Source organism: Streptomyces sp. NPDC088810 (assembly GCF_044750305.1).
GTDB lineage: Bacteria > Actinomycetota > Actinomycetes > Streptomycetales > Streptomycetaceae > Streptomyces.
Map to the genome: position 1 here is coordinate 619,008 of NZ_JBIVJQ010000004.1, position 22,917 is coordinate 641,924.

Genomic DNA, 22,917 nt, shown 5'->3' on the forward strand with positions numbered 1-22,917 from the left:
AGGTTACGCCGGCGGGGCCGGGAAGGGGGAGCCGCCGGGGCGTGCCCACATCCGCAGACGCCGCAGGTGCCCTCGGACAGCACGCCCGCTCCCGCCCGGCCACCGGCCCGCCCCGGGCTGACGCCGGCGGCTCCCGCGGCTCAGGCCCCGGCGGCGTGGGCGACCGTGATGTGGTGGTCCCGGCCGGGGGTCTCCAGCTCGTCCACGGCCGCTACGGCCAGGTCCTCCGCGCTGATCCAGGACCGGCCGTCGGGCGTGGTCAGGAGGGTGGTCGTACCGCGGCGGTAGCGGGCGGTGCGGGGGCCGGGTTCCAGGAGGGCCGGGGGGCTGAGGTAGACCCAGTCGGTGTGGGGGTGGGTCCGGCAGGTGCGGAGCTGGGCCACTCCGGCCGCCGCGACCGGCTGCCACTGTGCCGGGACGTAGTCAGGGTTGTCGGCCACGAGGACGTCGGGGGCGCCGGGGCTGCGCAGGGCGCCGGCGCCGCCGATCACCAGGACGCGGGTGCCCAGCCGTGCGGCCGCGTCCAGAACCGTTCGGGTCGTACCGAGCAGGAAGTCCTCGTCGACGGGATGGGTGCGTACGGTCAGTACGGCGGCGTCCGCGCCCGAACCCGCCAGCGCCTCGTGGACGGCGTCCGGATCGTTCGCGTCGACCGGGACGGGCGTCACGTTCGGATGTTCGCTCGTCGGCTTGCGGGACAGGGCCAGGACCCGGTGTCCGCGGGCGGCGGCCTCGGCGGTCACCCGGCTGCCGACCATGCCGGTGGCGCCGAGGACGGCGATGGTCAGGCGTGGGCTCATCGGTGTCGTTCCCCTTGTCGTCACGGGCTTCTGCTTCGGTGGGTTCAGTTGTGCGGCGAGCATCGCCGTGAGGGCCAGGGCGAAGCCGGCCGTCTGGAGCGGGCTCAGGGACTCGCCCCGGAGCGTGCCGATGACCGTGGCGACCAGCGGCGAGAGCAGGACGAGCGGGGCGGAGGCGCCGACCGGGAGACGGGCTATGCCACGGAACCAGAGCGTGTACGCGATCAGACCGCCCATGCTGCCGAGCCACAGGTAGCCGACGGCCGCGCCGGCGCCGATCCGCGGCGGCAGCCCCTCGACCGTCAGCGTCAGCGGGAGCAGGAGCAGGCCGCCGGCCGTGAGTTGCCAGGCGGCCAGGGTGAGGGGGCTGGCGCCCGGGGGACGGCCCCAGCGCTTGGTGAGGACGACCCCGGCGGCCATGGCGGCCGTGCCGCCGAGGCCGGCGAGTACGCCGACGGCGTCGAAGCGGGCCTGCGGGCCCAGGACGACCAGTCCGACGCCGGCCACGCCGAGCACACCCCAGGCCCAGCGCCGGACGGTCGGCCGGTCCTGCAGCACCGGGATCGCCAGGGCGGCGACCAGCAGCGGCTGCGCGGCACCGAGGGTGGCGGCGACCCCGCCGGGAAGTCGTTCGGCCGCCAGGAACAGCAGCGGGAACAGGGCGCCGATGTTGAGCGCGCCGAGGACGCCCGCCTTCCACCACCAGGCGCCGTGCGGCAGGACACGGGTGAGGACCAGGCCGAGCAGCCCGGCGGGCAGGGCGCGCATGAGGCCGGCGAACAGGGGGTGGCCGGGTGGGAGGAGTCCGGTGGTGACGACGTAGGTCGTGCCCCAGGCCGCGGGGGCGAGGGCGGTCAGCAGGACGGTTGCCGCTCTGTCGGTGTAGGCAGGCATGTGACGAGTCTCGGCATCAGCAAGCCATGTGTCCAAGACATGCTTGTCATCGCAGCCATGCACGAGAACGATGGACTCATGGACCTTCAGCAGATGCGGTACGCCGTCGCCGTCGCCGAGACCCGTAACTTCACCCGTGCCGCCGAGCGGTGCTTCGTGGTGCAGTCCTCGCTCAGCCACCGGATCGCCGGTCTGGAGCGCGAGTTGGGGGTACGCCTGTTCGCGCGGTCCAGCCGGCGGGTCGAACTCACCAGCGCGGGCGAGGCGTTCGTGGCCCGGGCGCGCGAGGCCCTGGCCGCCGCCGACCTCGCCGTCGCGGACGCGGCCGCCGCGACCGGGGTGGTACGGGGGCGGCTCTCCGTCGGCGTGATCGTGACCGCGGCCGCCGTGGACGTGCCGGAGCTGTTGCAGCGGTACCGGGCCCGGCACCCGGAGGTCCGCGTGATGCTCCGCTCCGGGCGCAGCGACGAACTGGCGGCGGCCATCCGGGACGGGGACGCGGACATCGCCTTCCTCGGGCTGCCGGAGGGTGAGCGGCCCTCCGGGGTGGAGAGCGTGGTGCTCGACCGCGACGAGCATGTGCTGGTGGCGGCGGCCGGGCACCGGCTGGCCGGGGCGGACCGGGTCACGCTGGAGGACATCGCCGGCGAGACGTTCGTCGACTTCGTGACCGGTACGCCGGCCCGGGCCCAGTCGGATCAGGCGTTCGCCGCGGCCGGCCTGCTCCGTGATGTCGCGTACGAGGCCGGGGTCGTCGAGCTGATCACCCGGCTGGTCGCGCGCGGGCTCGGCATCGCGCTGCTCCCCTCGGCGTTCATCCGTCCGCTGGCCGCCGCCGACCCGGGGCTGGCACTGGTACCGGTGGTCGACGGACCCCGCCGAGCCGAGCACCTGGCCTGGAGTCGCTTCAACCCGAGCCCAGCCACCCGCGCGATGCTCGACGTCCTCGGGGTGCGGTCGCGGGCGTAGGCCGCCGGGCGGCGCGGACGGTCAGTGTGCGTCCAGCGTGGGCAGTTGCGGCTCGGCGGGGGCCGTGGTGGCGGCCAGGAGGCGCAGGGCCGCGTCGGACGGGGTGCCGGGCTCGGCCGTGTAGGCGATCAGGCGGTGGCCCGCGGTGCCGGGCAGGCACAGGTTCTCGAAGCTCAGCTCCAGGGCGCCGACGGCCGGATGGTGCAGGGACTTGGTCCCGGAGGTGCAGGTGCGGACCGGGTGCCGGGCCCACAGGGCGGCGAACTCGTCGCTCTGGATGGACAGGTGGCCGATCAGCTCGGCCAGGGCCCGGTCGTCGGGGTGCCGGCCGGCGACCAGGCGCAGGGAGGCGACGGCGAGGTGGGCCTCCTCCTGCCGGTCGGGGTACCGGGCCCGGTAGTGCTCGTCCAGGAACAGCATGCGGACGAGGTTGGGACGGGCGGTGGGGGTGTCCGGGCCCTCCCACGGCAGGTGCGGGGCGAGCAGGGCGTGGCCGAGCCGGTTCCAGGCCAGGACGTCGCTCCGCCGGTCCAGGATGAGCGCGGGTACGTCCGTCATGCAGGCGAGCAACTGGCGGGCCGAGGGGGTCGCGTGGGCGGCGCGGGGCGCGGGCGGGCGGTGCCGGACGGTGGGCCGCGCCAGGTCCTTGAGGTGGGCGGTCTCGTCCTCGGTGAGCCTGAGGGTGCGGGCGATCGCGTCCAGGACGGAGTCGGAGACGCCGGCCGCGCGGCCCTGTTCGAGGCGGGTGTAGTGGGTGATGCTGACGCCCGCGAGCAGGGCCAGTTCCTCCCGGCGCAGTCCGGCGACCCGGCGGCGGGCGGGCGCGGCCGCGAGGCCGACGTCCTGCGGGCGTACCGCGGCACGGCGGGACTTCAGGAAGTCTCCCAGCTCTGACGACGCGTCCATGTCTGCCTCCGGGGAAAGGGGCGTACGCCCTCCGGGTGTGCGGCGGTCGTCGTCCATCCTGCCCCGCGGACGGTGCGAACGGGATGCCCGAGGGTGGTCGTGCGATGACCACCCTCGCGACGGCCCGTCGCACGGGGGTGCTGGCTGGGGCGGCCGGAACGGAGGAGGTTCGAAGCCGTCGACTTCGCCGTACGCCGGCGAACCGGCCGTACGCCGGTGACTCCGCCGTACACCGGCCGCTTCGCCGCACGCCGGCCACTCCGCCGAACAGAGGGGACCGTCTCGTCATGTCCGTCGCCACCGTCCGACCGGACGGCGCATCCGCCGTCCTGACCCCCCGGCTCCGCCTGGTGCTGGTGCTGCTGCTCGCGGCCCAGTTCATGCTGGCCGTGGACTTCTCCATCCTGAACGTGGCCCTGCCGGTGATCGGTGCGGGCCTCGGTTTCCCGCTCGCCCGGCTGCAGTGGATCGGTACGGCGTTCGCCCTGTGCGCGGCCGGGTTCACGCTGCTGTTCGGGCGGGTCGCCGATCTCTTCGGCCGCCGCCGGCTGTTCCTGGGCGGTCTCGTCGTCCTGGGTGCGGCCTCGCTGGCGGGCGGGCTGGCGCGCAGCCCGGAGGTGCTGCTCGCGGCCCGGGTGTTCCAGGGGCTGGCCACCGCGGCGGTCACGCCGGCCGGTCTGTCGCTGCTGACGACGTCCTTCCCGGAGGGCCCGCTGCGGGAGAAGGCGCTCGGTCTCAACGGGGCGCTGATGTCGGCCGGTTTCACCACGGGCGCGGTCCTCGGCGGGCTGCTGACCGACCTGCTGTCCTGGCGCTGGGCGTTCTTCGTCAACGTACCGGTGGCGCTCGCCGTGCTCCTGGTCGCGCCCGCGGTCATCGCCGAGTCCCGGCCCGCGGAGCGCCCGAGGCTGGACGTGCCGGGGGCGGTCACGGTGACGCTCGGGCTGCTGGCGGTGATCCTCGGGCTGACGCAGGCCGGTGAGCAGGGCTGGGGCGCGCCGGCCGCGCTGCTGCCGCTGGCGGCGGGGCTGGTGCTGCTGCTGGTGTTCGGGGCGGTGGAGCGCCGGGTGGCCGCGCCGCTGGTGCCGCCGCACGTGCTGGGCAGGCGGTCGGTGGCGTGGGGCAACCTGGCCGGGCTCATCGCGTTCCTCACCGAGACGTCCCTGGTGTTCCTGCTGACGCTGTACCTGCAGGAGGTGCTCGGTTTCTCGGCGCTGGCCGCCGGGCTGTCCTTCGGTGTGCTGGGCGCGGGGACGGTGGTCGGCGGTGCCCTCGCCCCGCGGTGGATCGGCAGGTTCGGCGCCACCCGGGCGCTGCTGGCCGGCGGGCTCGTCCAGGCCCTGTTCACGGCGGCGCTGCTCGGGCTCGGCACCGGCCGTTCCTCGCTCTGGCTGCTGCTGGCCGCGACCTTCGCCGGCGGTGTGGGCAACATGCTGGTCATCGTCGGCTTCATGGTGACCGCCACCTCGGGTCTGGCCGACCACGAGCAGGGGCTGGCCACCGGGCTGGCGACGATGACCCAGCAGATCGGCATCACCATGGGCACGCCGGTGATGAGCGCGGTGGCCACCGCCGCGATGACCGGTACGGGGGCCCTGGCCGTCCTCGGCGGTCTGAAGACGGCGATCGCACTGAACGCGGCCCTCGTGCTCCTCGGCACCCTGACCAGCGCGCTGTTCCTGCGGAGAAGCAGGCGGTGACCGGCCGGTCAGTCCTTGTGCAGGCGGTCCGCCAGCCCCGCCTCCTCGAACGCCCGCACCACGTCCTCCCGGGTCTCGGTGAAGTGGGCCCAGCTGTCGCAGTGGGCCGGGACCACCCGGCGGGCGTCGAGGAGCCGGGCGGCGGCCGCCGTGCCGGCGCCGTCGTCCGGGCGTCCTCGGCGGCCACACCGGGGATGCCGAGCAGGGTCACGGCGACCGAGGCGGACTGCGAGCGGACGGTGAGGGTCGCCTCGGCGGCGGGCGGCGCGGGACGGGCGGGGGCCGGTGTCAGCGCCCGGGTGACCGCCTCCTCGATGGCCTGTCGCGCCTCCGCCTCCGGCCGCAGCCCGGCCGCGAACCGGTCGTGGGCGTGCTTCACCGGGACGGTCCCGACCGACGCGTCCCACTCCGTCATCTCCGCGCACGCGGCGTCGTCACCCGTGAGGGCCACGACCGGCACGCCGAGGGAGGCCGCCGTGGCGTGGGCGAGGCCGATCTCGCCGACCGGGCGGCCGTCCAGCCACACGTCCTCGATCTCGTGGCCCATGAAGCTGTGGCTGAGCACGCCCAGCGCACCGGCCCGGGCGTGGTAGCCGACGCACAGCGCGGCGTCGTACTCCCCGGTCAGGCCCTCCAGCATGCGCACCAGGCGGGCCGCCGGGTGCAGGGCCTCCGGGAGCAGGTTGCGCATCGGCCCGTGGGCGTCGTCGACCAGGACGCCGGTCGCGCCGGCCGCCAGCGCGCCGCGTACGGCGGCGTTGACGTCCTCGGCCATCATCGCGCGGCCCCGCTCGTAGTCCCGGCCGCACGGCGTCGGCCCTGACCGACCCTACGTATCGTAGGTTCCCAACCGCCATCGGCCACCGGGCTGTTCACACGTCTGTTCAACGGGGGACCCATGCAGGACACCACGGAAGCGGAGCCCGGCACGCAGGTGCGCTCGCGCAGTCTCGCGCCGACGCTGGCCCTGCTGGTCGTCAGCCTGGCCGTCGCCGCCGTCGGCGTGTACGAGCTGTGCGGCTTCGGGCTGCACAGCCTGGACCGGCGCCCGCACCTGTTCAGCGACGGCCTGGCGACCGGCGGGGTGATCGTGGCCGCGGTGGCCGCCGGGGCGGCGGTGGGCAACCTGGCCTGGCACCTGACGGCGGCCCGACGGGGACACGGCGACTGAGCACCAGCGACCGGGGCGGAGCCGGTGACCGAGCCCAGCCGGTCACCGAACGCGGCCGGCGGATGAGAAGCTGTGCGCCGGCTGTACGGAACCTCGCCCTTCGCTTTACCCTACAAGCTGTAGGGTCTGCGGTGCCCCGTCCCCGTCCCCAAGGGTGACCCGTCAGCATGCCCGCTCAACAGACGACCCTGATCCCGCCACCGGTTCCCGCTCCCCGCGCCCCCCGCCGTGGCATCCGCTTCCTCCCGCCCCCGCTGCGCGCCCACCCCGGCGGCCGGCGGCTGCGCACCCGCGCCGCCACCGCCACCGTCTGGTACCTGCGCCTGCTCGCCGTACTGAACATCGCGGCGGTGGTGTCCCTGCCGTTCCGCGAAGAGGTGCACGAGCACAACGCGGGCGAGTACTTCACCCCGTACCTGGCCACCGCCGGCCTGGTCTCGGCGGCCCTCGCCCTGTTCCTCGCGGTGGTGATGCGCCGCCGCAAGCGCGCCGCCTGGCTCTTCAACCTCCTCCTCGCCGGTCCCCTCCTCGGCCTCTACGCCGTCGCCCTGACCCGCGCCCCCTACCGCGACCACGCCTTCAACTGGGTCTCCACGGCCCTGACCGGCCTGTTCGTCGCCGCCCTGCTGCTCGGCCGCCGCGAGTTCGACGCGATCGGCGACCGCTCCAACCCGCGCCTGGCGCTCGCCGTCGGCGTGGGGGGCACCCTCGTCAGCGGTGGCCTCGGCATGCTGCTGGTGCACGCGACGAACAAGGTCACCGGGGCCACCCTGAAGGACGAGATCGCCTACACCCTGCTGCGCGGCATCAGCGTCGGCCCGCTCGCCGACCGCGTCCCCGCCGTCCACGCGCCCCGCTGGGCGGACATGACCGTCAACGTCCTGATGGCGGTCACCTTCCTGCTGGTCCTCTACGCCTGCTTCCGCGCCCCGCGCGGCGCCCGCCTGCTGGCCGAGGAGGACGAGCGCAGGCTGCGCGACCTGCTGGACCGGCACGGCGAGCGCGACTCCCTCGGCTACTTCGCGCTGCGCCGCGACAAGTCCGTCATCTTCTCCCCCAGCGGCAAGGCGGCCATCGCCTACCGCGTCGTCGGCGGGGTCAGCCTCGCCTCCGGCGACCCGCTGGGCGACCCCGAGGCCTGGCCCGGCGCCATCGACGCCTGGCTCGCCGAGGCCCGCCGCCACGCCTGGACCCCGGCCGTGATGGGCGCGAGCGAGGAAGCGGGCACGGTCTACGCCCGGCACGGCCTGGACGCGCTCGAACTCGGCGACGAGGCGATCGTGGACCTCGCCGACTTCACCCTGGACGGCCGGGCCATGCGCGTGGTCCGCCAGGCCCACAACCGCGTCCGCCGGGCCGGCTACACGGTCCGCATCCGCCGCCACGAGGACATCCCCGCCGAGGAGATGGCGCTCCTCGTGGACCGCGCCGACCACTGGCGCGACGGCGCCACCGAACGCGGCTTCTCCATGGCCCTCGGCCGGCTCGGCGACCCCTCGGACGGCCGCTGCGTGATGCTGGAGTGCCGGGACGCCGACGGCGAACCCCGGGCCCTGCTCAGCTTCGTCCCCTGGGGGGAGCGCGGTCTCTCCCTGGACCTGATGCGCCGCGACCGCGCCTGCGAGAACGGCCTGATGGAGTACATGGTCGTCGAACTCCTCCTCCAGGCGAAGGAGTCGGGGATCGACCGGGTCTCGCTGAACTTCGCGATGTTCCGCTCGGTCTTCGAACGCGGCGCCCGCCTCGGTGCCGGCCCGGTGCTGCGCCTGTGGCGCTCGGTCCTCACCTTCTTCTCCCGCTGGTGGCAGATCGAGTCCCTGTACCGCGCCAACGCCAAGTACCGGCCGGTGTGGGAACCCCGTTTCCTGTTGTTCGCCAAGAGCAGCGACATCCCGAGGATCGGGCTGGCGAGCGCCCGCGCGGAGGGCTTCCTCACCCTGCCGGGCCGCTCATAGCCTCCCGGGCCCGAGAACCGGCGGCGTCACGGAGCGGGCGGCGTCGCCGAGGAAGTAGGACTCGCCGCTGCCGTCCGTCCACCCGGAGTCGTAGGCGCAGGGAGCGGTGGCGCCGCCGGTGAAGTACTGCCGGTCCGGGAACCAGGTGAAGGACATCCGCTCGTCCCCGCCGTCCCGCTGCACGAACAGCGACCAGTCGTCCCCGCTCTTCCCGCCCTCGCGGTACGACGACACCTCCCAGCCGTCCTGCTGCAGCCTCCGGTGCAGCCGGCGCAGACCGGGGACGGCCTGGCTGGCGGGCACATCGTCCAGCGCCCAGGCGTGATCGATCCGGTAGGCGCCGTCGATGGTCTCGTCCTCGAGCCCCAGCAGGCCTCCGTCGTAGCAGTACCCGGCGCCCAGCGTGTTCTCCGCGTCGACGCCGATGCGCCCGCCTCCCGGCGGCACGGTCCGCGTGAACCCGAGCACCTCGTACGCCTCCTGGGAGTGCCGGAAGGCGCGGCGCGCCATCTCCTCGGGCGCGGCCCGGGGCAGGTTTCTCGGAGAGTCCCAGGTGAGCTGGATGAACAGAGCGACGACGGCGACGAACACGAGCCCGGCGCAGCCGAGGCAGCCGAGGCCCCGGGAACGGGCCCCGGACGCGGCGGGTGGAGCGGTGGGTGCGGTCTGCTCGGGCATACGGCGACGGTAGGGCGGCGGGCGCCCCGGCCGGATGGGCGCACCTACGGCCACCGGGTAGGTACCCGTACTCAACGTCGGGCGTCGCCCGTGCCCGGTCAGGTGCCGGTGCCGCCGCCCGGGACGTACCCGCCGCCCACCGTGAACCCGATGACCGCGCCGCCGCCCTCGCGGCGGAAGGCGAAGGGGGCTCCGCCGTGCGCCATGGCGACCTCGCGGACGATGGACAGGCCGAGGCCGGAGCCCGGCAGGGAGCGGGCGTCGGCGGCGCGGTAGAAGCGGTCGAAGATGCGGACGAGGTCGCCCTCGGCGATCCCGGGCCCCCGGTCCAGCACCTCCACCCGTACCGTGCCCGGCCGGGCCGGCCCGGTGACGCTGACCTCGATGGGCGCCTTGCCGTCCCGGTCGAACTTGGCCGCGTTCTCCACCAGGTTGGAGATGGCCCGCTGGAGCATCCCGGGCCGCCCGTCGGTCGTCGTGTCACCACTGGCGTGCAGCACGACGTCCCGGCCGGTACGGCGCCGGGCCAGCCCGACGACGTCCTCGGCGAGGTCGGCGAGGTCCACCCGCTGGGGCGGCTCGGTGTCGGACTGTCCGGCGGCGAGGTCGACCAGCTCGTTGACGAGGTCGGTCAGCTCCCGGGCCTCCTGGGAGAGGTCGGCGACCAGTTCCTCGCGGGTCGCGGGCGGCAGTTCGTCGATCCGCCGCAGCAGCGAGATGTTCGTGCGCAGTGAGGTGAGCGGCGTCCGCAGCTCGTGGCCGGCGTCCTGCACCAGCCTGCGCTGGTCCTCCTCCGACTGCGCGAGCCGGCCCAGCATCCGGTCGAAGGCGCGGCCGAGGCGCCCCACCTCGTCGAGGCCGGCCACCGGGACCTGGATGCCCAGCTGCCGGGTGCGGGCGACGTCCTCGGCGGCGGAGGTGAGGATCACCAGGCGCCGGGTGATCCGCCGGGCCAGCCACCACCCGAACAGCCCGGCCGCCACCACGACCGCCGCCATCAGGATCAGCGTGCGCTGCTGCAGCGCCCGCAGCAGGTCCTCGGTGTCGCTGAACTCCTGCGCGACCTGGACGGCGCCCCGCCCTTCGCCGAGCGAGACGGTGGCGATGCGGAACAGGTCCGCGTCCACCCGTACGTCCTTGTGCTCCACCACCCTCCCGGCCGTCCGCGCGACGGCCATGGCCCGGTCCCGGGAGGTGACCGGCAGCACCGGGCTGCCGTGGTCCATGATCTGCCCCTGCGCGCCCAGCACCTGCACGTCGGTGCGGGCGGGGCGGACCACATCGTGCCCGGGGCGGGAGGAGGAAAAGTCGTCGGGGCCCATCGGGTGCTGCCGTACCTCGTCCTGCACGTCCTGCACGACCTGCGTGAACACCGACTGCTGGTCGACGCGGACGAGCCGGGCGGCGGAGTTGTACGACAGGATGCCGACCAGGATGGTGACGGCGGCGGTGACGGCCGCGAAGGAGACGGCGAAGGTGGTGCGCAGGGAGACCAGCTTCGGCCGGGGCCCGGGCGGCAGCCGCCAGCGGCGGCCCACCTAGTCCTCCCGCAGCACGTAACCCACGCCCCGCACGGTGTGGATCAGCTGCGGGGCGCCTGGTTCGTCCAGCTTGCGGCGGAGGTAGCCGACGTAGACGGCGAGGTTCTTCGAGCCGGGTCCGAAGTCGTACCCCCAGATCCGGTCGTAGATCGTGGAGTGGTCGAGGACGATGCCCGCGTTGCGCGCCAGCAGTTCCAGCAGCTCGAACTCGGTGCGGGTCAGTTCCAGCTCGCGCCGGCCGCGCCAGGCCCGGCGGGCCTGGAGGTCCATGCGGATGCCGGCGGCCTCCACCTGCCGGTCGGAGACCTGTGCCTCGCGGACCGGGCCCTCGGGGGCGGCGCCGCCGGCGGGCACCGGGCTGGTGCGGCGCAACAGCGCGCGCAGCCGCGCGAAGACCTCCTCGACGTCGAACGGCTTGACCACGTAGTCGTCGGCCCCGGCGTCCAGGCCCGCGATGCGGTCGGCGGTCTCCACGAGGGCGGTGAGCATGAGGATCGGGGTGCGGTCACCCTCGGCGCGCAGCACCCGGCAGACCTGGAGGCCGTCGATGCCCGGCATCATCACGTCCAGGACGAGGACGTCCGGCGGGTTCTTGTGCGCCTGCGCCAGCGCTTCCACGCCGTCGGCGACCGCCGTCACCTGGTACCCCTCCAGCGTCAGGGCACGCTCCAGGGCATGACGGATGGCGCGGTCGTCTTCAGCGAGCAGCACAGTCTGGGGCACGCCCCCAGTGTGCCAAGCCCTCCGGCGGTCCGACCGGGCCCGATACCCCTACGATCACCCTTTTTACCGCTCTCTCACCGTCACAGAGGCAACCCCGGCCCACGGCCCCCACCCACCCGAATCGGCAGCCTCTCGGCTGAGCGAGTCGGGTGGGTGGGCGAAGACGGTCAGCGCTGCAACGCGGCCAGCTGTTCGGCGAAGGGCACCACCGCATCCTCCGCCCCCCGCGGAGCCAACGGCATGAGCGCGGCCAGCTCGGCCGCCGCCCGTTCGATCCGGGCGGCCAGCCCGTCCGCGCCCCAGTCCTCGGACGCCGCGTACACCCCGGTCGGCACGACCACGGCCCGCAGGTAGGCGAACAACGGCCGCAACGCGTGCTCCAGCACCAGCGAGTGCCGCCCCGTACCCCCGGTCGCACCGATCAGCACCGGCTTCCCGACCAGCGCGTCCTTGTCCAGCACGTCGAAGAACGACTTGAACAGCCCGCTGTAGGACGCGCTGAACACCGGCGTCACGACGATCAGTCCGTCGGCCCCCGCCACCGCGTCCTGCGCGGCGGCGAGACCCTTGCCCGCGAACCCGTTGGTGAAGTTGTGCGCGATCTCGACGGCGAGCTCACGCAGCTCGATCACCTCGATGTCCACCGGCGTCTGCCGGCCGACGGCGGCGGCCAGCCGGTCGGCGAGCAGCCGGGTGGAGGACGGGACGCTCAGTCCCGCCGACACGACGACGAGCCTCATGCGGTCGTTCATACGGTGGCCGCCTCCTTCTCCTTCGCGGCGAGCAGCGACTGGTGGGTCGGTGCCTCCGGCACGTCCGCCGGGCGCCCCTTCGCGAACTCCTTGCGCAGCACGGGCACGACCTCCTCGCCGAGCAGGTCGAGCTGTTCCAGCACGGTCTTCAGCGGCAGCCCCGCGTGGTCCATGAGGAACAGCTGGCGCTGGTAGTCACCGGCGTACTCGCGGAAGGACAGGGTCTTCTCGATCACCTGCTGCGGGGAACCCACGGTCAGCGGGGTCTGCTCGGTGAAGTCCTCCAGCGAGGGCCCGTGGCCGTACACCGGCGCGTTGTCGAAGTACGGCCGGAACTCCGTCACGGCGTCCTGCGAGTTCTTCCGCATGAACACCTGGCCGCCCAGGCCGACGATCGCCTGCTCGGGCGTGCCGTGCCCGTAGTGGGCGTACCGCCTCCGGTAGAACTCCACCATCCGCTTGGTGTGGTCGGCGGGCCAGAAGATGTTGTTGTGGAAGAAGCCGTCGCCGTAGTACGCGGCCTGCTCGGCGATCTCGGGCGAGCGGATGGAGCCGTGCCAGACGAACGGCGCCACGTCGTCCAGCGGTCGCGGGGTGGAGGTGAAGCCCTGCAGCGGCGTACGGAACTTGCCCTCCCAGTCCACGACGTCCTCGGTCCACAGGCGGCGCAGCAGGGCGTAGTTCTCGACGGCGAGGTTGATGCCCTCCCGGATGTCCTTCCCGAACCACGGGTAGACCGGCCCGGTGTTGCCGCGGCCCATCATCAGGTCGACGCGCCCGTCGGCCAGGTGCTGGAGCATCGCGTAGTCCTCCGCGATCTTCACCGGGTCGTTGGTGGTGATCAGGGTGGTGGAGGTGGAGAGGATCAGCTTCTCCGTCCGCGCGGCTATGTAGCCGAGCATGGTGGTCGGGGACGACGGCACGAACGGCGGGTTGTGGTGCTCACCGGTCGCGAAGACGTCGAGCCCGACCTCCTCGGCCTTCAGCGCGATGGCGACCATGGCCTTGATCCGCTCGCGCTCGGTCGGGGTCCGCCCCGTGGTGGGGTCCGGCGTGACGTCGCCGACCGTGAAGATCCCGAACTGCATGGTCGCTCACCCTCCAGGTTGTTGACCGTTCAACTATACCCCTCCAACGGTCACCCCACCCCGGGTATTCCACCCCCTCCCCACCCCTCCCGCCGGCCCCTTCCCAGCCGCTACGGCACCAGCACCAGCCGCCCCCGTACCCCGCCCTCACCCAGCCGCGCGTGCGCCTTCGCCGCCTCCTCCAGGGCGTAGGTCTCGGCCACCCGCAGGGTCAGCACCCCCTCCTCCACCAGCCGGACCAGCCCCGCCAGCCGAGCCCCGTCCGCGGCCACCTCCACCGCCCCCGTCCGCACCCCGCGCACCGACTCCGGGAACGCCCCGGGATGCACCCCCGCATACGCGCCCCCGTCCCGCACCCACTCCAGGGCCGCCTCGCCGAGCACCGCCGCGTCCAGCACCGCGTCCACACTCCCCGGCGGCACCCCCTCGGACGTGAAGTGCGCGGCACCCAGCGAACGCACCAGTTCCTCGTCGCCCGCCCGGCCCTGCCCGGTCACCTCGATCCCCCGGTGCGCCGCCAGCTGCACCGCGAACCCGCCGACCGCCCCCGCCGCCCCGGTCACCAGCAGCGACCCGCCCGGCGCGAGATCCAGCAGCTCCAGCGCCTGCAGCGCGGTCAGCCCGTTCAGCGGCAGCGTGCCCGCGTGGACGGCGTCCACCGCGGCCGGCGCCTTCGCCACCGCATCCGTGCCCACCACGACGTACTCCGCGTGCGCCCCCAGCGGATCGGCCACCCCCGCCGCCAGCGCCACCACCGGGTCGCCGACCTGCCAGGCCGCGGCCACACCGACCGCGTCCACCGTCCCGGCCACGTCCCAGCCGAGCCCGAGCGTCTTGCCGGCCCCGCCGAAGAAACCGGCGCGCACCCCCGCGTCCACGGGGTTCAGCGCCCCCGCGGCCACCTTGATCCGCACCTGACGCGCCCCCGGCTCCGGCACCGGCACCTCGGCGATCTCCACCACGTCCGGACCACCGAACGTCCTCACCACAGCAGCACGCATGACAACTCTCCCTGAATCCACGGCTCTTGCGAGTTCCGCGGCCGGTTTCCGGCCGCGACACCAACCGTAGGAGAGGTACTATCCATTGGTAAGTAGTTACCTCAGAGTGCGTAGCTGCCCCGAAGGGAAGAGCCCATGGCCACCATGACCGCCGCCCAGCGCCGCGAACAGGCCCGCGCCGACTACGACGCCTTCCTGCGCAGCTGCCCCACCAACCAGCTCCTCGGACGACTGAGCGACAAATGGGTCAGCCTCGTCGTCGCCGCCCTGGTCCCCGGCCCCCTGCGCTACAGCGACCTCGGCCGCAAGATCGCCGGCGTCAGCCCGAAGATGCTCACCCAGACCCTGCGCGCCCTCGAACGGGACGGCATCATCAGCCGCACCGTCACCCCCTCCGTCCCGGTCCGCGTCGACTACGCCCTCACCCCCCTCGGCGCCAGCCTCGCCGGCCTGCTCACCGCCGTGAAGGACTGGGCGGAGACCCACTTCGACGAGGTCCGCACGGCCCGCGAACGCTACGACGCCGACAACCCCGCCTGACCCGGGACGGGCAACGGCTCAGAAGGCGTACTCGTCCCCGGTGTCCAGCACCAGCACCGCCATCCGGTCGTTCGACCGGTCCTGGTCCACCGCACCCGCACTCCACGCGGTGTCGATCTCCAGCGTCACCTCCGACGGCCGCTCCCGCAGCCGCACCGGCACCCGCACCTGCTCCCCCGCCGTGTCCACCGCCAGCGCCCCCGTCCCGCACACCACCGTCCGCTCGTCCTCCCGGGCACACCGGGCCGGCAGCTCCTGCTCGTCGGCCAGCTCCACCGACCAGCGCAGCCGGACCGTGGCGTCCGCGACGGCGGCCGGCCCGTTGTTCCGCGGAGTCAGCCGCACCTCCACCTGGTCCCCGTTCATCACCGCGGTCCCATGGAAGGCCAGATCGGCCTCCGGAACCGGAGCGGCCACCGCGGCCCCCGGAACCAGGACGGCACCGGCACACACCCCGGACAACACCCACGCCCGCATCCGCACGCCCTCACCACTCCTCGCTCGCACCGGCACCGCCGTACACCTGGCCGCCGTCCCTACGACCGCCGTACGGATGTATGCCACGCGAGCCGCCCGCCAGGCGCCCTCCAACAAGGTGACACCACCCCCGCGTGCGAAGCTGCGCCCATGCCGATCCTCCGCTCCGCCGCCCTCTTCGTCGTCGCCGCCCTCTTCGAGATCGGCGGCGCCTGGCTGGTCTGGCAGGGCGTACGCGAACACCGCGGCTGGCTGTGGGCGGCCGGCGGCGTCCTCTCCCTCGGCGCGTACGGCTTCGTCGCCACCTTCCAGCCCGACGCCCACTTCGGCCGCATCCTCGCCGCCTACGGCGGGATCTTCGTGGCCGGCTCCCTCCTGTGGGGCGTCATCGCCGACGGCTACCGCCCCGACCGCTGGGACATCACCGGAGCGCTGATCTGCCTCACCGGCATGGCCGTCATCATGTGGGCGCCACGGAACGGCGGCTGAGGCTCACTTACGCTGGACGGGACCCATCCGAGCGCACCACCCCCGACGCAGCCCCAGGAGCAGCCATGGCCACCGCCGCCCCGTCCGCCGCCTCCCGCATCGCCGTCATCACCGGCGCGAGCAGCGGCATCGGCGCCGCCACGGCCCGACAGCTCGCCGCGGCCGGCTACCGCGTCGTCCTCACCGCCCGCCGCAAGGACCGCATCGAAGCCCTCGCCGAGGACATCACCAAGGCCGGCCACTCCGCCGTCGCCTACCAGCTGGACGTGACCGACCGCGCCGCCGTCGACGAGTTCGCCACCGCCTTCAAGACCATCGGCGTCCTCGTCAACAACGCCGGCGGCGCCCTCGGTGCGGACCCGGTGGCCACCGGCGACCCCGCCGACTGGCGCACGATGTACGAGACCAACGTCATCGGCACCCTCAACCTCACCCAGGCCCTGCTGCCGAAGCTCGTCGCGAGCGGCGACGGCGTGATCGTGGTCGTCTCCTCCACCGCCGGCCACGGCACCTACGAGGGCGGCGGCGGCTACGTGGCCGCCAAGCACGGCGCCCACGTCCTCGCCGAGACCCTCCGCCTGGAGATCGTCGGCCAGCCGGTCCGCGTCATCGAGATCGCCCCCGGCATGGTCAAGACCGACGAGTTCGCCCTCACCCGCTTCGGCGGCGACACCGAGAAGGCCGCCAAGGTGTACGAGGGCGTCGCCGAGCCCCTCACCGCGGACGACGTGGCCGAGACCATCACCTGGGCGGCGACCCGCCCCAGCCACGTCAACGTCGACCTCCTGGTCCTGCGCCCGCGCGCCCAGGCGTCCAACACCAAGGTCCACCGGGAACGCTGATGGACGAGAACCCCCTGACGGAGGACACCTTCGAAAAGCGGCGCCTGGCCCAGGAGACGAAGAACGAACGCCAGGTCTGGTACTTCCTGGGCTACTTCCTCTTCGGCATCCACTTCATCGCGTTCATCATGATCTACGCCGTACGGCACGCGAAGTAGCCCGCAGGGCCTAGGCGAACGCGCGCAGGTTCCGCGCGACCCACGCCGCGAAGGGGGCGGCCGGCCGGTGCAGCACGGCCGCCACATCGGGGGCGGGCCGCCGCTCGGCCGGCAGCGGCGCACCGAGGACGTCCAGCGTGCCGGCGACCACCTGCTCCGGCATGAACCGCGCCATCCCCGCGTGCGCCTCCTCCCGGGACAGCTCCACGAACGCCACCTCCTCGCCCAGGGCCGCCGAGATGACCTCCGCCTGCCCGCGCGGACTGATCGGCTCCGGGCCGGTCAGCTCGTACACCCGGCCCGCGTGCCCGTCCTCCAGCAGCGCGGCGGCGGCCACGGCGGCGATGTCCGCCGGGTCGACCACGGGCAGCGCGACATCGCCGAACGGCGCGTACACGGTGCGCCGGGTACGAACCGACTCGCTCCAGGCGAGCGCGTTGGACGCGAACCCTGCCGGCCGCAGCACGGTGAACTCCCGCCCCGAGGCCCGCACGGCGGCCTCGAACTCCCGCAGCCGGGCATGCGAGGGCGCCTCCGGCCGGGTGGCACCGACCTGCGACGACACGAGCACGATCCGCCCGACCCCGGCATCCGCGACCGCCTCGACCAGGGCGTCGGGACTCTCCCCCCGGAAGTTCAACTCGCCGCCCAGCACGAGGAACACCGCCCGAGCCCCTTCCAGGGCGGGCCGCAGACTCCCGGCGTCCCCGACCCCGCCCCGAACCCACCGCACCCCGGCCCCGGCCACCCCGTCCCCCCGCGACACGGCCACGACCTCCTCACCGGCCTCGGCCAGCACCCCCACCAACGCACGCCCGATGTTCCCAGTGGCCCCGGTAACAACGATCACCGCTCCCCCTCGTTTAAGTCAGTCGACTAACTAAAAAGGAGGCTAGCACGCGGCCCTCCCCGCCTGTCTATAGTCAGTCAGGTGACAAACTCAGTGGACCGGCGAGCACGGGCGTCACAGAAGCGCCGACGACTCACGGCAGCGGCAGCCCGCGTCCTGCACCAGCAGGGCGTCGAGCGCACCACCCTCGCCGACATCGCCCGCGAGGCCGACGTCCCGGTCGGAAACGTCTACTACTACTTCAAGACCAAGGACGAACTGGTCCAGGCGGCACTGGCGGAACACCAGGCCCACCTGGACGAACTCACCGACGCCCTGGACCAGTTGCCGACCCCCCGCGACCGCCTCAAGGCCCTGATCGAAGCCTGGATCGCCCAACGCGAGACCGCCGCCCGTCACGGCTGCCCCACCGGCACCCTGGCCGTCGAACTCGACAAGCGCGCCGACGGCACCCTGGACGCGGAGGCCGGCGCAGTCATCCGCCGCCTGCTGGACTGGACGGCCACCCAGTTCCGCCAGTGGGGCCTGCCCGACCCGGACGACCACGCCCTCACCCTGATCTCCGCCTACCAGGGCATGTCCCTCCTGACCAACGCCCTCCGCGACCCGGACATCATGAACCGGGAGGGCGCACGCCTGCTGCGGTGGCTGGACTCGTTCCAGGTCAGCCCTTGACGCAGACGACCTGCTTCAGCTTCGCCACGACCTGCACCAGGTCCCGCTGCTGGTCGATGACCTGGTCGATCGACTTGTAGGCGCCAGGGATCTCGTCCACGACGCCGGAGTCCTTGCGGCACTCCACACCCCGGGTCTGGTCCTCCAGATCCTTGGTGGAGAAGCGCCGCTTGGCCGCGTTCCGGCTCATCCGCCGGCCCGCGCCGTGCGAGGCCGAGTTGAAGGCCAGCTCGTTGCCGAGGCCCTTCACGATGTACGACCCCGTGCCCATCGAGCCGGGGATGATCCCGTAGTCGCCGGAGCCGGCCCGGATCGCGCCCTTGCGGGTGACGAGCAGGTCCATGCCCTCGTACCGCTCCTCCGCCACGTAGTTGTGGTGGCAGGAGATCTCCTGCTCGAAGGTCGGCTTCGCCTTCTTGAACTCCTTGCGGATCACGTCCTTCAGGAGCGCCATCATGAGCGTGCGGTTGTACTTGGCGTACTCCTGCGCCCAGAACAGGTCGTTGCGGTAGGCCGCCATCTGCGGGGTGTCCGACACGAAGACGGCGAGGTCACGGTCGACCAGGCCCTGGTTGTGCGGGAGCTTCTGGGCCACGCCGATGTGGTGCTCGGCCAGTTCCTTGCCGATGTTCCGGGAGCCGGAGTGGAGCATCAGCCACACGGAACCGTCCGTATCCGTGCACACCTCGACAAAGTGGTTGCCGCTTCCCAGCGTTCCCATCTGCTTCCAGGCACGTTCCTGACGGAATTTGACCGCTTCCGCGATCCCGTCGAACCGCCCCCAGAACTCGTCCCACCCGGCCGTGGCCAGCCCATGGAAGTCGCCCGGCTCCACGGGCTCCTCATGCATCCCCCGCCCCACCGGAATGACCTGCTCGATCCTCGACCGCAGTCGCGACAGGTCCCCCGGAAGATCGTTCGCCGTCAGGGACGTCTTCACCGCCGACATCCCGCAGCCGATGTCCACGCCCACCGCGGCCGGGCACACCGCGCCCTGCATGGCGATGACCGAGCCGACCGTGGCGCCCTTGCCGTAGTGCACGTCCGGCATCACGGCCAGGCCCTTGATCCACGGCAGGGTGGCCACGTTCTGGAGCTGGCGCAGGGCCACGTCCTCCACCGTCGCCGGGTCCGCCCACATCCGGATCGGGACCTTGGCGCCCGGCATCTCCACGTACGACATATGTTCCTCATTCCCCCGAAAGCAACAACAAAAGACTTAGAAGCAGCAAAACGCAAAAGCGGTGCCAAGGTCGACGAAAAGGGACAAGGGACCGGCGTCCGCAGCAGTGCGTGCGATAGACATTGTCTCCAGGGGGCGCCCCGCTGCGGCAAGCGAATAACCAGCGGGGACACTGGAGCACCGAGCGAGCACACACCGTCGAGAGGAGCCCGACCGTGCAGCGGAAGGCGTACGTATCCGGCACCGCCGCCCTCCTCGCGGCGCTGCTGGCCGGCTGCACGAGCGGTTCCGGGAGCGACGGCGCGACGGACGACGCCAATCCGGGCGACACCGGTACGGCGACGGCGGCGGCGCAGCCGGGCAAGTACCGCACGCTCCCCGAGCCCTGCGGTGCGGTCGACCACGACACGCTGGACGCGCTGCTGCCGGGCATCCGGCAGATCACCGACCCGGTGCAGCGGGACAGGGCGTACCAGGGCGAGGCCGCGCTCACCTACGACACCGATCGCAAGGTCGGCTGCCGGTGGAAGGTGGAGTCGGCCGACGCCACGGACCGGCTGTCGGTGGACTTCGAGCGTGTGGTGTCGTACGACAACACGGTCAGCGACGACGATCAGGCGCAGAAGCTGTTCCAGGAGAAGGAGACGGCCGCCGATCTGCCGGCGCCGAGCAGTTCGTCGGCGCCGCCGTCCCCGACGCCCACGTCCTCGTCGTCCGCGTCTTCGGTCTCGCCCTCGGCCGCGTCCCCGAAGGGGTCCCCGAGCGGCGGCGCCTCTTCGTCCGCGTCCCCGGATGCCTCGTCGTCCGGTGCCGCGCCCACGGATCTGCAGCCGCGTACGCTCTCCGATCTCGGTGACGAGGCGTATCTGGACGACCGGCTGAACACGTCCGGTTCGACGGCCGAACAGCGGACGGTGACTGTGGTGTTCCGCACGTCCAATGTCATCGTCACGCTCCAGTACGAGGAGCAGCCGATGGCCATGGGGACGGTCCCGGACAGCAAGGAAATGCAGGACAGGGCCCTGAATCTGGCCTCCCTGCTGGATGACGCGCTGGGTGGCTGACGGTCTCACAGGCCCCGTCCGTCCCTGCCCGCAAAGCGCGGGAACGGAAAGCCCACGGCCCCTTCACCGCGTACCGTGGCCCCGCAGGAACCCGCACGAACACCGAGCGTCATGAGTGAAGGAACCATGCAGCGAGCAGCCCAGCGAGACGACCGTGCCCAGCCCAGCCAGCGAGCCAAGCGCCTTCGCCGCGCTCTTGTCTGCGCGGCAGCCGTTCCCGCGGTTCTGATCACGGCCGCCTGTTCCTCGGACTCGGGTGATTCCAAGGCCAAGTCCGGTGGTGAGAGCACGCAGTCGGCGGGTGGCGGCAGTACGCAGCCGTCGGCGAGTGCGTCGCCGACCGTGCAGGCCGCCGCGTACCAGAAGCTTCCCGATGCGTGTGCGGTGCTGGCGAAGAAGTCCCTGGAGGATCTGGTCCCGAAGGGTGTGAAGTCGGCGAAGAAGGGCAGTTCGGACGATCCGTCGTCGCGTGCGTCCTGCTCGTGGAACAGTCTGGACAACAACGGGGTGAAGGGTTCGCAGTTCCGCTGGCTGACGGTCTCTTTGCTGCGGTTCGACTCGGATGCGACGCGCGGCTCCGGTGCGGATCAGGCGCACGCGTACTTCACGCGGCAGGCCAAGGACGTCCAGTCGGTGGACGGTGCCAAGAACACCAAGGTCGTGCCGTTGTCGGGTACGGGTGCGGAGGCGACGGCGGTGCGGTACGACCTGAAGAAGAAGGAAGGCCTCTTCAAGCAGCAGACGGTCGTCGCCCGGGTGGAGAACGTCGTGGTGACGCTCGACTACAACGGTGCCGGTCTGGCCGGTGAGAAGACTCCGGACGCGGATGATCTGACGAAGGCGGCGGAGAAGGCGCTCAAGGAGGTCGTGGCGTCGGTGTCGTCGGCCAACGGCGCGGGCGGTGCGGCGAGTTCGCCGTCTCGGTCCTCGGAGCCGTCGAAGTCGGCGTCGCCTTCGAAGGCGCCGTCCAAGTCGGCCTCCTCCAGTGCCTCTCCGTCCAGGTCGGCCGCGCGGGAGAGCTGACCGAGGGGTCGTAGCGGCTGACCGGCACCACGTTCGCCGCACACGTGTGCCACTCTGTTGCGCGCAACAACACGCAATGGGAGGGGAGTACGAGTGGCCGCGCCACTGCAGCTGACTCGGATGCACCGCGTTCTCATCGGCGTGGTCGTGACCGGCGCCTTGATCATCGCCGGCATCGGCTTCGCCGGTTCGTACGCGGCCGTCCGCGAGCTGGCCATCAAGAAGGGCTTCGGGAACTTCTCCTATGTGTTCCCGGTGGGTATCGACGCAGGTATCTGTGTTCTCCTCGCCCTTGATCTGCTGCTGACCTGGATCCGGATTCCCTTCCCGCTGCTCCGCCAGACGGCGTGGCTGCTGACGGCGGCGACGATCGCGTTCAACGGTGCGGCCGCGTGGCCGGATCCGCTGGGTGTGGGGATGCACGCGGTGATCCCGGTGCTGTTCGTCGTCTCGGTGGAGGCGGCGCGGCATGCGGTCGGCCGTATCGCCGACATCACGGCGGACAAGCACATGGAGGGGGTCCGTCTCACCCGCTGGCTGCTTTCCCCGGTGCCCACGTTCCTGCTGTGGCGCCGTATGAAGCTGTGGGAGCTGCGTTCCTACGACCAGGTGATCAAGCTGGAGCAGGAACGTCTCGTCTATCAGGCGCGGCTGCGCAGCCGCTTCGGCCGGGCGTGGCGCAGGAAGGCTCCGGTGGAGTCCTTGATGCCGCTCCGCCTGGCGAGGTACGGCGTGCCGCTGGCGGAGACGGCCCCGGCGGGCTTGGCGGCGGCGGGCATCGAGCCGGTGCTCCTCCCTCCGGTGGCGCAGCAGCCGCAGTTGGCGGCGGCGGGCGCCGCGGCTGCGGGCGGGTCCGCCGCTGCGGCCGCGGGCGGTCGTGCCGCCGGGGCGGCGCCCGTGCCGAGGCAGGCGGCGCCTGCCGGCGGGCAGCGCCCGGAGGATCCCGCGGCGGACGAGCAGAGCCCCTGGTTCCAGGCGCCGCGGGAGATCGAGTACCACGGCGGGTACGACCCGACGTACGACCCGATGATGCAGGAGCCTCAGTACGCCCCCGAGGAGGAGTACGGGGAGTGGTACGAGGAGCAGCCGCCGGAGCAGTTCCAGCAGCCCTCTCCCGAGGAGACCGGCAGTTTCCCGATCCCGGTGAGTGCGACCCGGACCCGCGAGCTGGGCGAGGGCGGTGGCACGGCCGAGCCGGAGCCGACGGAGGAGGACTACTACCAGGTCTTCCGCAAGTCGATCGACGGCAGCTATCCCACGGGCCCGCAGCTCAGGGAGGACGTGGAGGCGACCTACGGCGTGTCGCTCCCCCGGGGCGAGGCCGAACGCCTGGTGAAGATCTTCGCCGAGCGGCATTACCAGGAGATGCAGGACGAGCACATCGCCTGACGGCATGAAGAAGGGGCCCTCCGCCGGAGAGGGCCCCTTTTGTGTTGCC

The 22,917-nt window shown here is 72.6% G+C and carries 23 protein-coding genes and 1 pseudogene; 12 read left to right on the forward strand and 12 right to left on the reverse strand.

Going from position 1 to position 22,917, the window contains the following annotated elements; translation table 11 throughout:
- Positions 1–140: 140 nt before the first annotated feature.
- The gene (locus ACIP4Y_RS17550) at positions 141–1,694 is read right to left on the reverse strand and encodes an EamA family transporter (protein WP_401393799.1); all 1,554 of its coding nucleotides are present in this window, start codon (positions 1,692–1,694) and stop codon (positions 141–143) included.
- Positions 1,695–1,772: 78 nt separating this feature from the next.
- Between ACIP4Y_RS17550 and ACIP4Y_RS17555 the strand changes: the two genes are divergently transcribed.
- Positions 1,773–2,663, forward strand: a complete 891-nt coding sequence (locus ACIP4Y_RS17555) for a LysR family transcriptional regulator (RefSeq protein ID WP_401393972.1) — start codon at positions 1,773–1,775, stop codon at positions 2,661–2,663.
- Positions 2,664–2,684: 21 nt separating this feature from the next.
- Here the strand turns inward: ACIP4Y_RS17555 and ACIP4Y_RS17560 are convergent, their stop codons facing one another.
- On the reverse strand, positions 2,685–3,569 hold the full coding sequence (locus ACIP4Y_RS17560; RefSeq protein ID WP_401393802.1) for a helix-turn-helix transcriptional regulator: 885 nt from the start codon (positions 3,567–3,569) through the stop codon (positions 2,685–2,687).
- Positions 3,570–3,856: 287 nt separating this feature from the next.
- On the opposite strand from ACIP4Y_RS17560, the gene ACIP4Y_RS17565 reads away from it, so the two are divergent.
- The gene (locus ACIP4Y_RS17565; RefSeq protein ID WP_401393805.1) at positions 3,857–5,269 is read left to right on the forward strand and encodes an MFS transporter; all 1,413 of its coding nucleotides are present in this window, start codon (positions 3,857–3,859) and stop codon (positions 5,267–5,269) included.
- Between the two features lie 162 nt (positions 5,270–5,431).
- Here ACIP4Y_RS17565 and ACIP4Y_RS17570 read toward each other — a convergent pair.
- Positions 5,432–6,080 (reverse strand): annotated as a pseudogene (locus tag ACIP4Y_RS17570) (M55 family metallopeptidase); the annotation flags it as partial.
- Positions 6,081–6,167: 87 nt separating this feature from the next.
- On the opposite strand from ACIP4Y_RS17570, the gene ACIP4Y_RS17575 reads away from it, so the two are divergent.
- Together ACIP4Y_RS17575 and ACIP4Y_RS17580 are read left to right on the forward strand one after the other, a co-directional pair.
- A complete protein-coding gene (locus ACIP4Y_RS17575; protein WP_401393808.1) occupies positions 6,168–6,440 on the forward strand; it encodes a hypothetical protein in 273 nt (90 codons plus the stop codon).
- Positions 6,441–6,607: 167 nt separating this feature from the next.
- Positions 6,608–8,395: a phosphatidylglycerol lysyltransferase domain-containing protein gene (locus ACIP4Y_RS17580; RefSeq protein ID WP_401393811.1), complete on the forward strand. Its 1,788-nt coding sequence runs from the start codon at positions 6,608–6,610 to the stop codon at positions 8,393–8,395.
- On the opposite strand, the gene ACIP4Y_RS17585 is transcribed toward ACIP4Y_RS17580, so the two are convergent.
- From ACIP4Y_RS17585 to ACIP4Y_RS17610, 6 genes are all read right to left on the reverse strand, one after another.
- Entirely contained in the window at positions 8,390–9,073 is a 684-nt protein-coding gene (locus ACIP4Y_RS17585) for a hypothetical protein (protein WP_401393814.1), read from the reverse strand. The genes ACIP4Y_RS17580 and ACIP4Y_RS17585 overlap by 6 nt on opposite strands.
- A gap of 98 nt (positions 9,074–9,171) precedes the next feature.
- Positions 9,172–10,611, reverse strand: coding sequence for a HAMP domain-containing sensor histidine kinase (locus ACIP4Y_RS17590; RefSeq protein WP_358638156.1), 1,440 nt, complete (start codon positions 10,609–10,611; stop codon positions 9,172–9,174).
- Positions 10,612–11,337 carry a response regulator transcription factor gene (locus ACIP4Y_RS17595; protein WP_358638158.1) on the reverse strand — a complete coding sequence of 242 codons (726 nt, stop codon included), beginning with the start codon at positions 11,335–11,337 and terminating at the stop codon, positions 10,612–10,614. It lies immediately after the preceding gene.
- Positions 11,338–11,504: 167 nt separating this feature from the next.
- The gene (locus ACIP4Y_RS17600; RefSeq protein WP_358638237.1) at positions 11,505–12,077 is read right to left on the reverse strand and encodes a CE1759 family FMN reductase; all 573 of its coding nucleotides are present in this window, start codon (positions 12,075–12,077) and stop codon (positions 11,505–11,507) included.
- Positions 12,078–12,085: 8 nt separating this feature from the next.
- On the reverse strand, positions 12,086–13,177 hold the full coding sequence (locus tag ACIP4Y_RS17605) for an LLM class flavin-dependent oxidoreductase (RefSeq protein WP_358638160.1): 1,092 nt from the start codon (positions 13,175–13,177) through the stop codon (positions 12,086–12,088).
- Between the two features lie 110 nt (positions 13,178–13,287).
- On the reverse strand, positions 13,288–14,178 hold the full coding sequence (locus tag ACIP4Y_RS17610; protein ID WP_401393820.1) for an NADP-dependent oxidoreductase: 891 nt from the start codon (positions 14,176–14,178) through the stop codon (positions 13,288–13,290).
- Between the two features lie 135 nt (positions 14,179–14,313).
- Here ACIP4Y_RS17610 and ACIP4Y_RS17615 point away from each other — a divergent pair, with 135 nt between their 5' ends.
- Positions 14,314–14,718, forward strand: coding sequence for a helix-turn-helix domain-containing protein (locus tag ACIP4Y_RS17615; RefSeq protein ID WP_358638164.1), 405 nt, complete (start codon positions 14,314–14,316; stop codon positions 14,716–14,718).
- Positions 14,719–14,736: 18 nt separating this feature from the next.
- Here ACIP4Y_RS17615 and ACIP4Y_RS17620 read toward each other — a convergent pair whose 3' ends face one another.
- Entirely contained in the window at positions 14,737–15,084 is a 348-nt protein-coding gene (locus ACIP4Y_RS17620) for a hypothetical protein (RefSeq protein WP_401393824.1), read from the reverse strand.
- Positions 15,085–15,345: 261 nt separating this feature from the next.
- Here ACIP4Y_RS17620 and ACIP4Y_RS17625 point away from each other — a divergent pair, with 261 nt between their 5' ends.
- The 3 genes from ACIP4Y_RS17625 to ACIP4Y_RS17635 all read left to right on the forward strand — a co-directional run bounded on the left by ACIP4Y_RS17625 (position 15,346) and on the right by ACIP4Y_RS17635 (position 16,684).
- Positions 15,346–15,684 carry a YnfA family protein gene (locus ACIP4Y_RS17625; RefSeq protein WP_358638168.1) on the forward strand — a complete coding sequence of 113 codons (339 nt, stop codon included), beginning with the start codon at positions 15,346–15,348 and terminating at the stop codon, positions 15,682–15,684.
- A gap of 65 nt (positions 15,685–15,749) precedes the next feature.
- Complete coding sequence (locus tag ACIP4Y_RS17630) at positions 15,750–16,526, forward strand: SDR family NAD(P)-dependent oxidoreductase (protein ID WP_401393827.1); 777 nt, start codon at positions 15,750–15,752, stop codon at positions 16,524–16,526.
- On the forward strand, positions 16,526–16,684 hold the full coding sequence (locus tag ACIP4Y_RS17635; RefSeq protein WP_358638172.1) for a hypothetical protein: 159 nt from the start codon (positions 16,526–16,528) through the stop codon (positions 16,682–16,684). Before ACIP4Y_RS17630 ends, ACIP4Y_RS17635 begins: the two co-directional genes overlap by 1 nt.
- A 10-nt stretch (positions 16,685–16,694) precedes the next feature.
- Here ACIP4Y_RS17635 and ACIP4Y_RS17640 read toward each other — a convergent pair whose 3' ends face one another.
- Positions 16,695–17,534 carry an NAD(P)H-binding protein gene (locus ACIP4Y_RS17640; RefSeq protein WP_358638174.1) on the reverse strand — a complete coding sequence of 280 codons (840 nt, stop codon included), beginning with the start codon at positions 17,532–17,534 and terminating at the stop codon, positions 16,695–16,697.
- Positions 17,535–17,627: 93 nt separating this feature from the next.
- Between ACIP4Y_RS17640 and ACIP4Y_RS17645 the strand changes: the two genes are divergently transcribed.
- Positions 17,628–18,209 (forward strand): TetR/AcrR family transcriptional regulator, encoded by a 582-nt coding sequence (locus tag ACIP4Y_RS17645; RefSeq protein WP_401393976.1) that lies wholly within the window; start codon positions 17,628–17,630, stop codon positions 18,207–18,209.
- Here the strand turns inward: ACIP4Y_RS17645 and ACIP4Y_RS17650 are convergent.
- Positions 18,199–19,392, reverse strand: coding sequence for an RtcB family protein (locus ACIP4Y_RS17650; RefSeq protein ID WP_401393832.1), 1,194 nt, complete (start codon positions 19,390–19,392; stop codon positions 18,199–18,201). The genes ACIP4Y_RS17645 and ACIP4Y_RS17650 overlap by 11 nt on opposite strands.
- A gap of 215 nt (positions 19,393–19,607) precedes the next feature.
- On the opposite strand from ACIP4Y_RS17650, the gene ACIP4Y_RS17655 reads away from it, so the two are divergent.
- The 3 genes from ACIP4Y_RS17655 (at position 19,608) to ACIP4Y_RS17665 (ending at position 22,868) form a co-directional block, all read left to right on the forward strand.
- Positions 19,608–20,456, forward strand: coding sequence for a DUF3558 domain-containing protein (locus ACIP4Y_RS17655; protein WP_401393835.1), 849 nt, complete (start codon positions 19,608–19,610; stop codon positions 20,454–20,456).
- 126 nt (positions 20,457–20,582) lie between these two features.
- Positions 20,583–21,479, forward strand: a complete 897-nt coding sequence (locus ACIP4Y_RS17660; RefSeq protein WP_401393979.1) for a DUF3558 domain-containing protein — start codon at positions 20,583–20,585, stop codon at positions 21,477–21,479.
- Positions 21,480–21,599: 120 nt separating this feature from the next.
- The gene (locus ACIP4Y_RS17665) at positions 21,600–22,868 is read left to right on the forward strand and encodes a DUF2637 domain-containing protein (protein WP_401393838.1); all 1,269 of its coding nucleotides are present in this window, start codon (positions 21,600–21,602) and stop codon (positions 22,866–22,868) included.
- Positions 22,869–22,917: the final 49 nt, after the last annotated feature.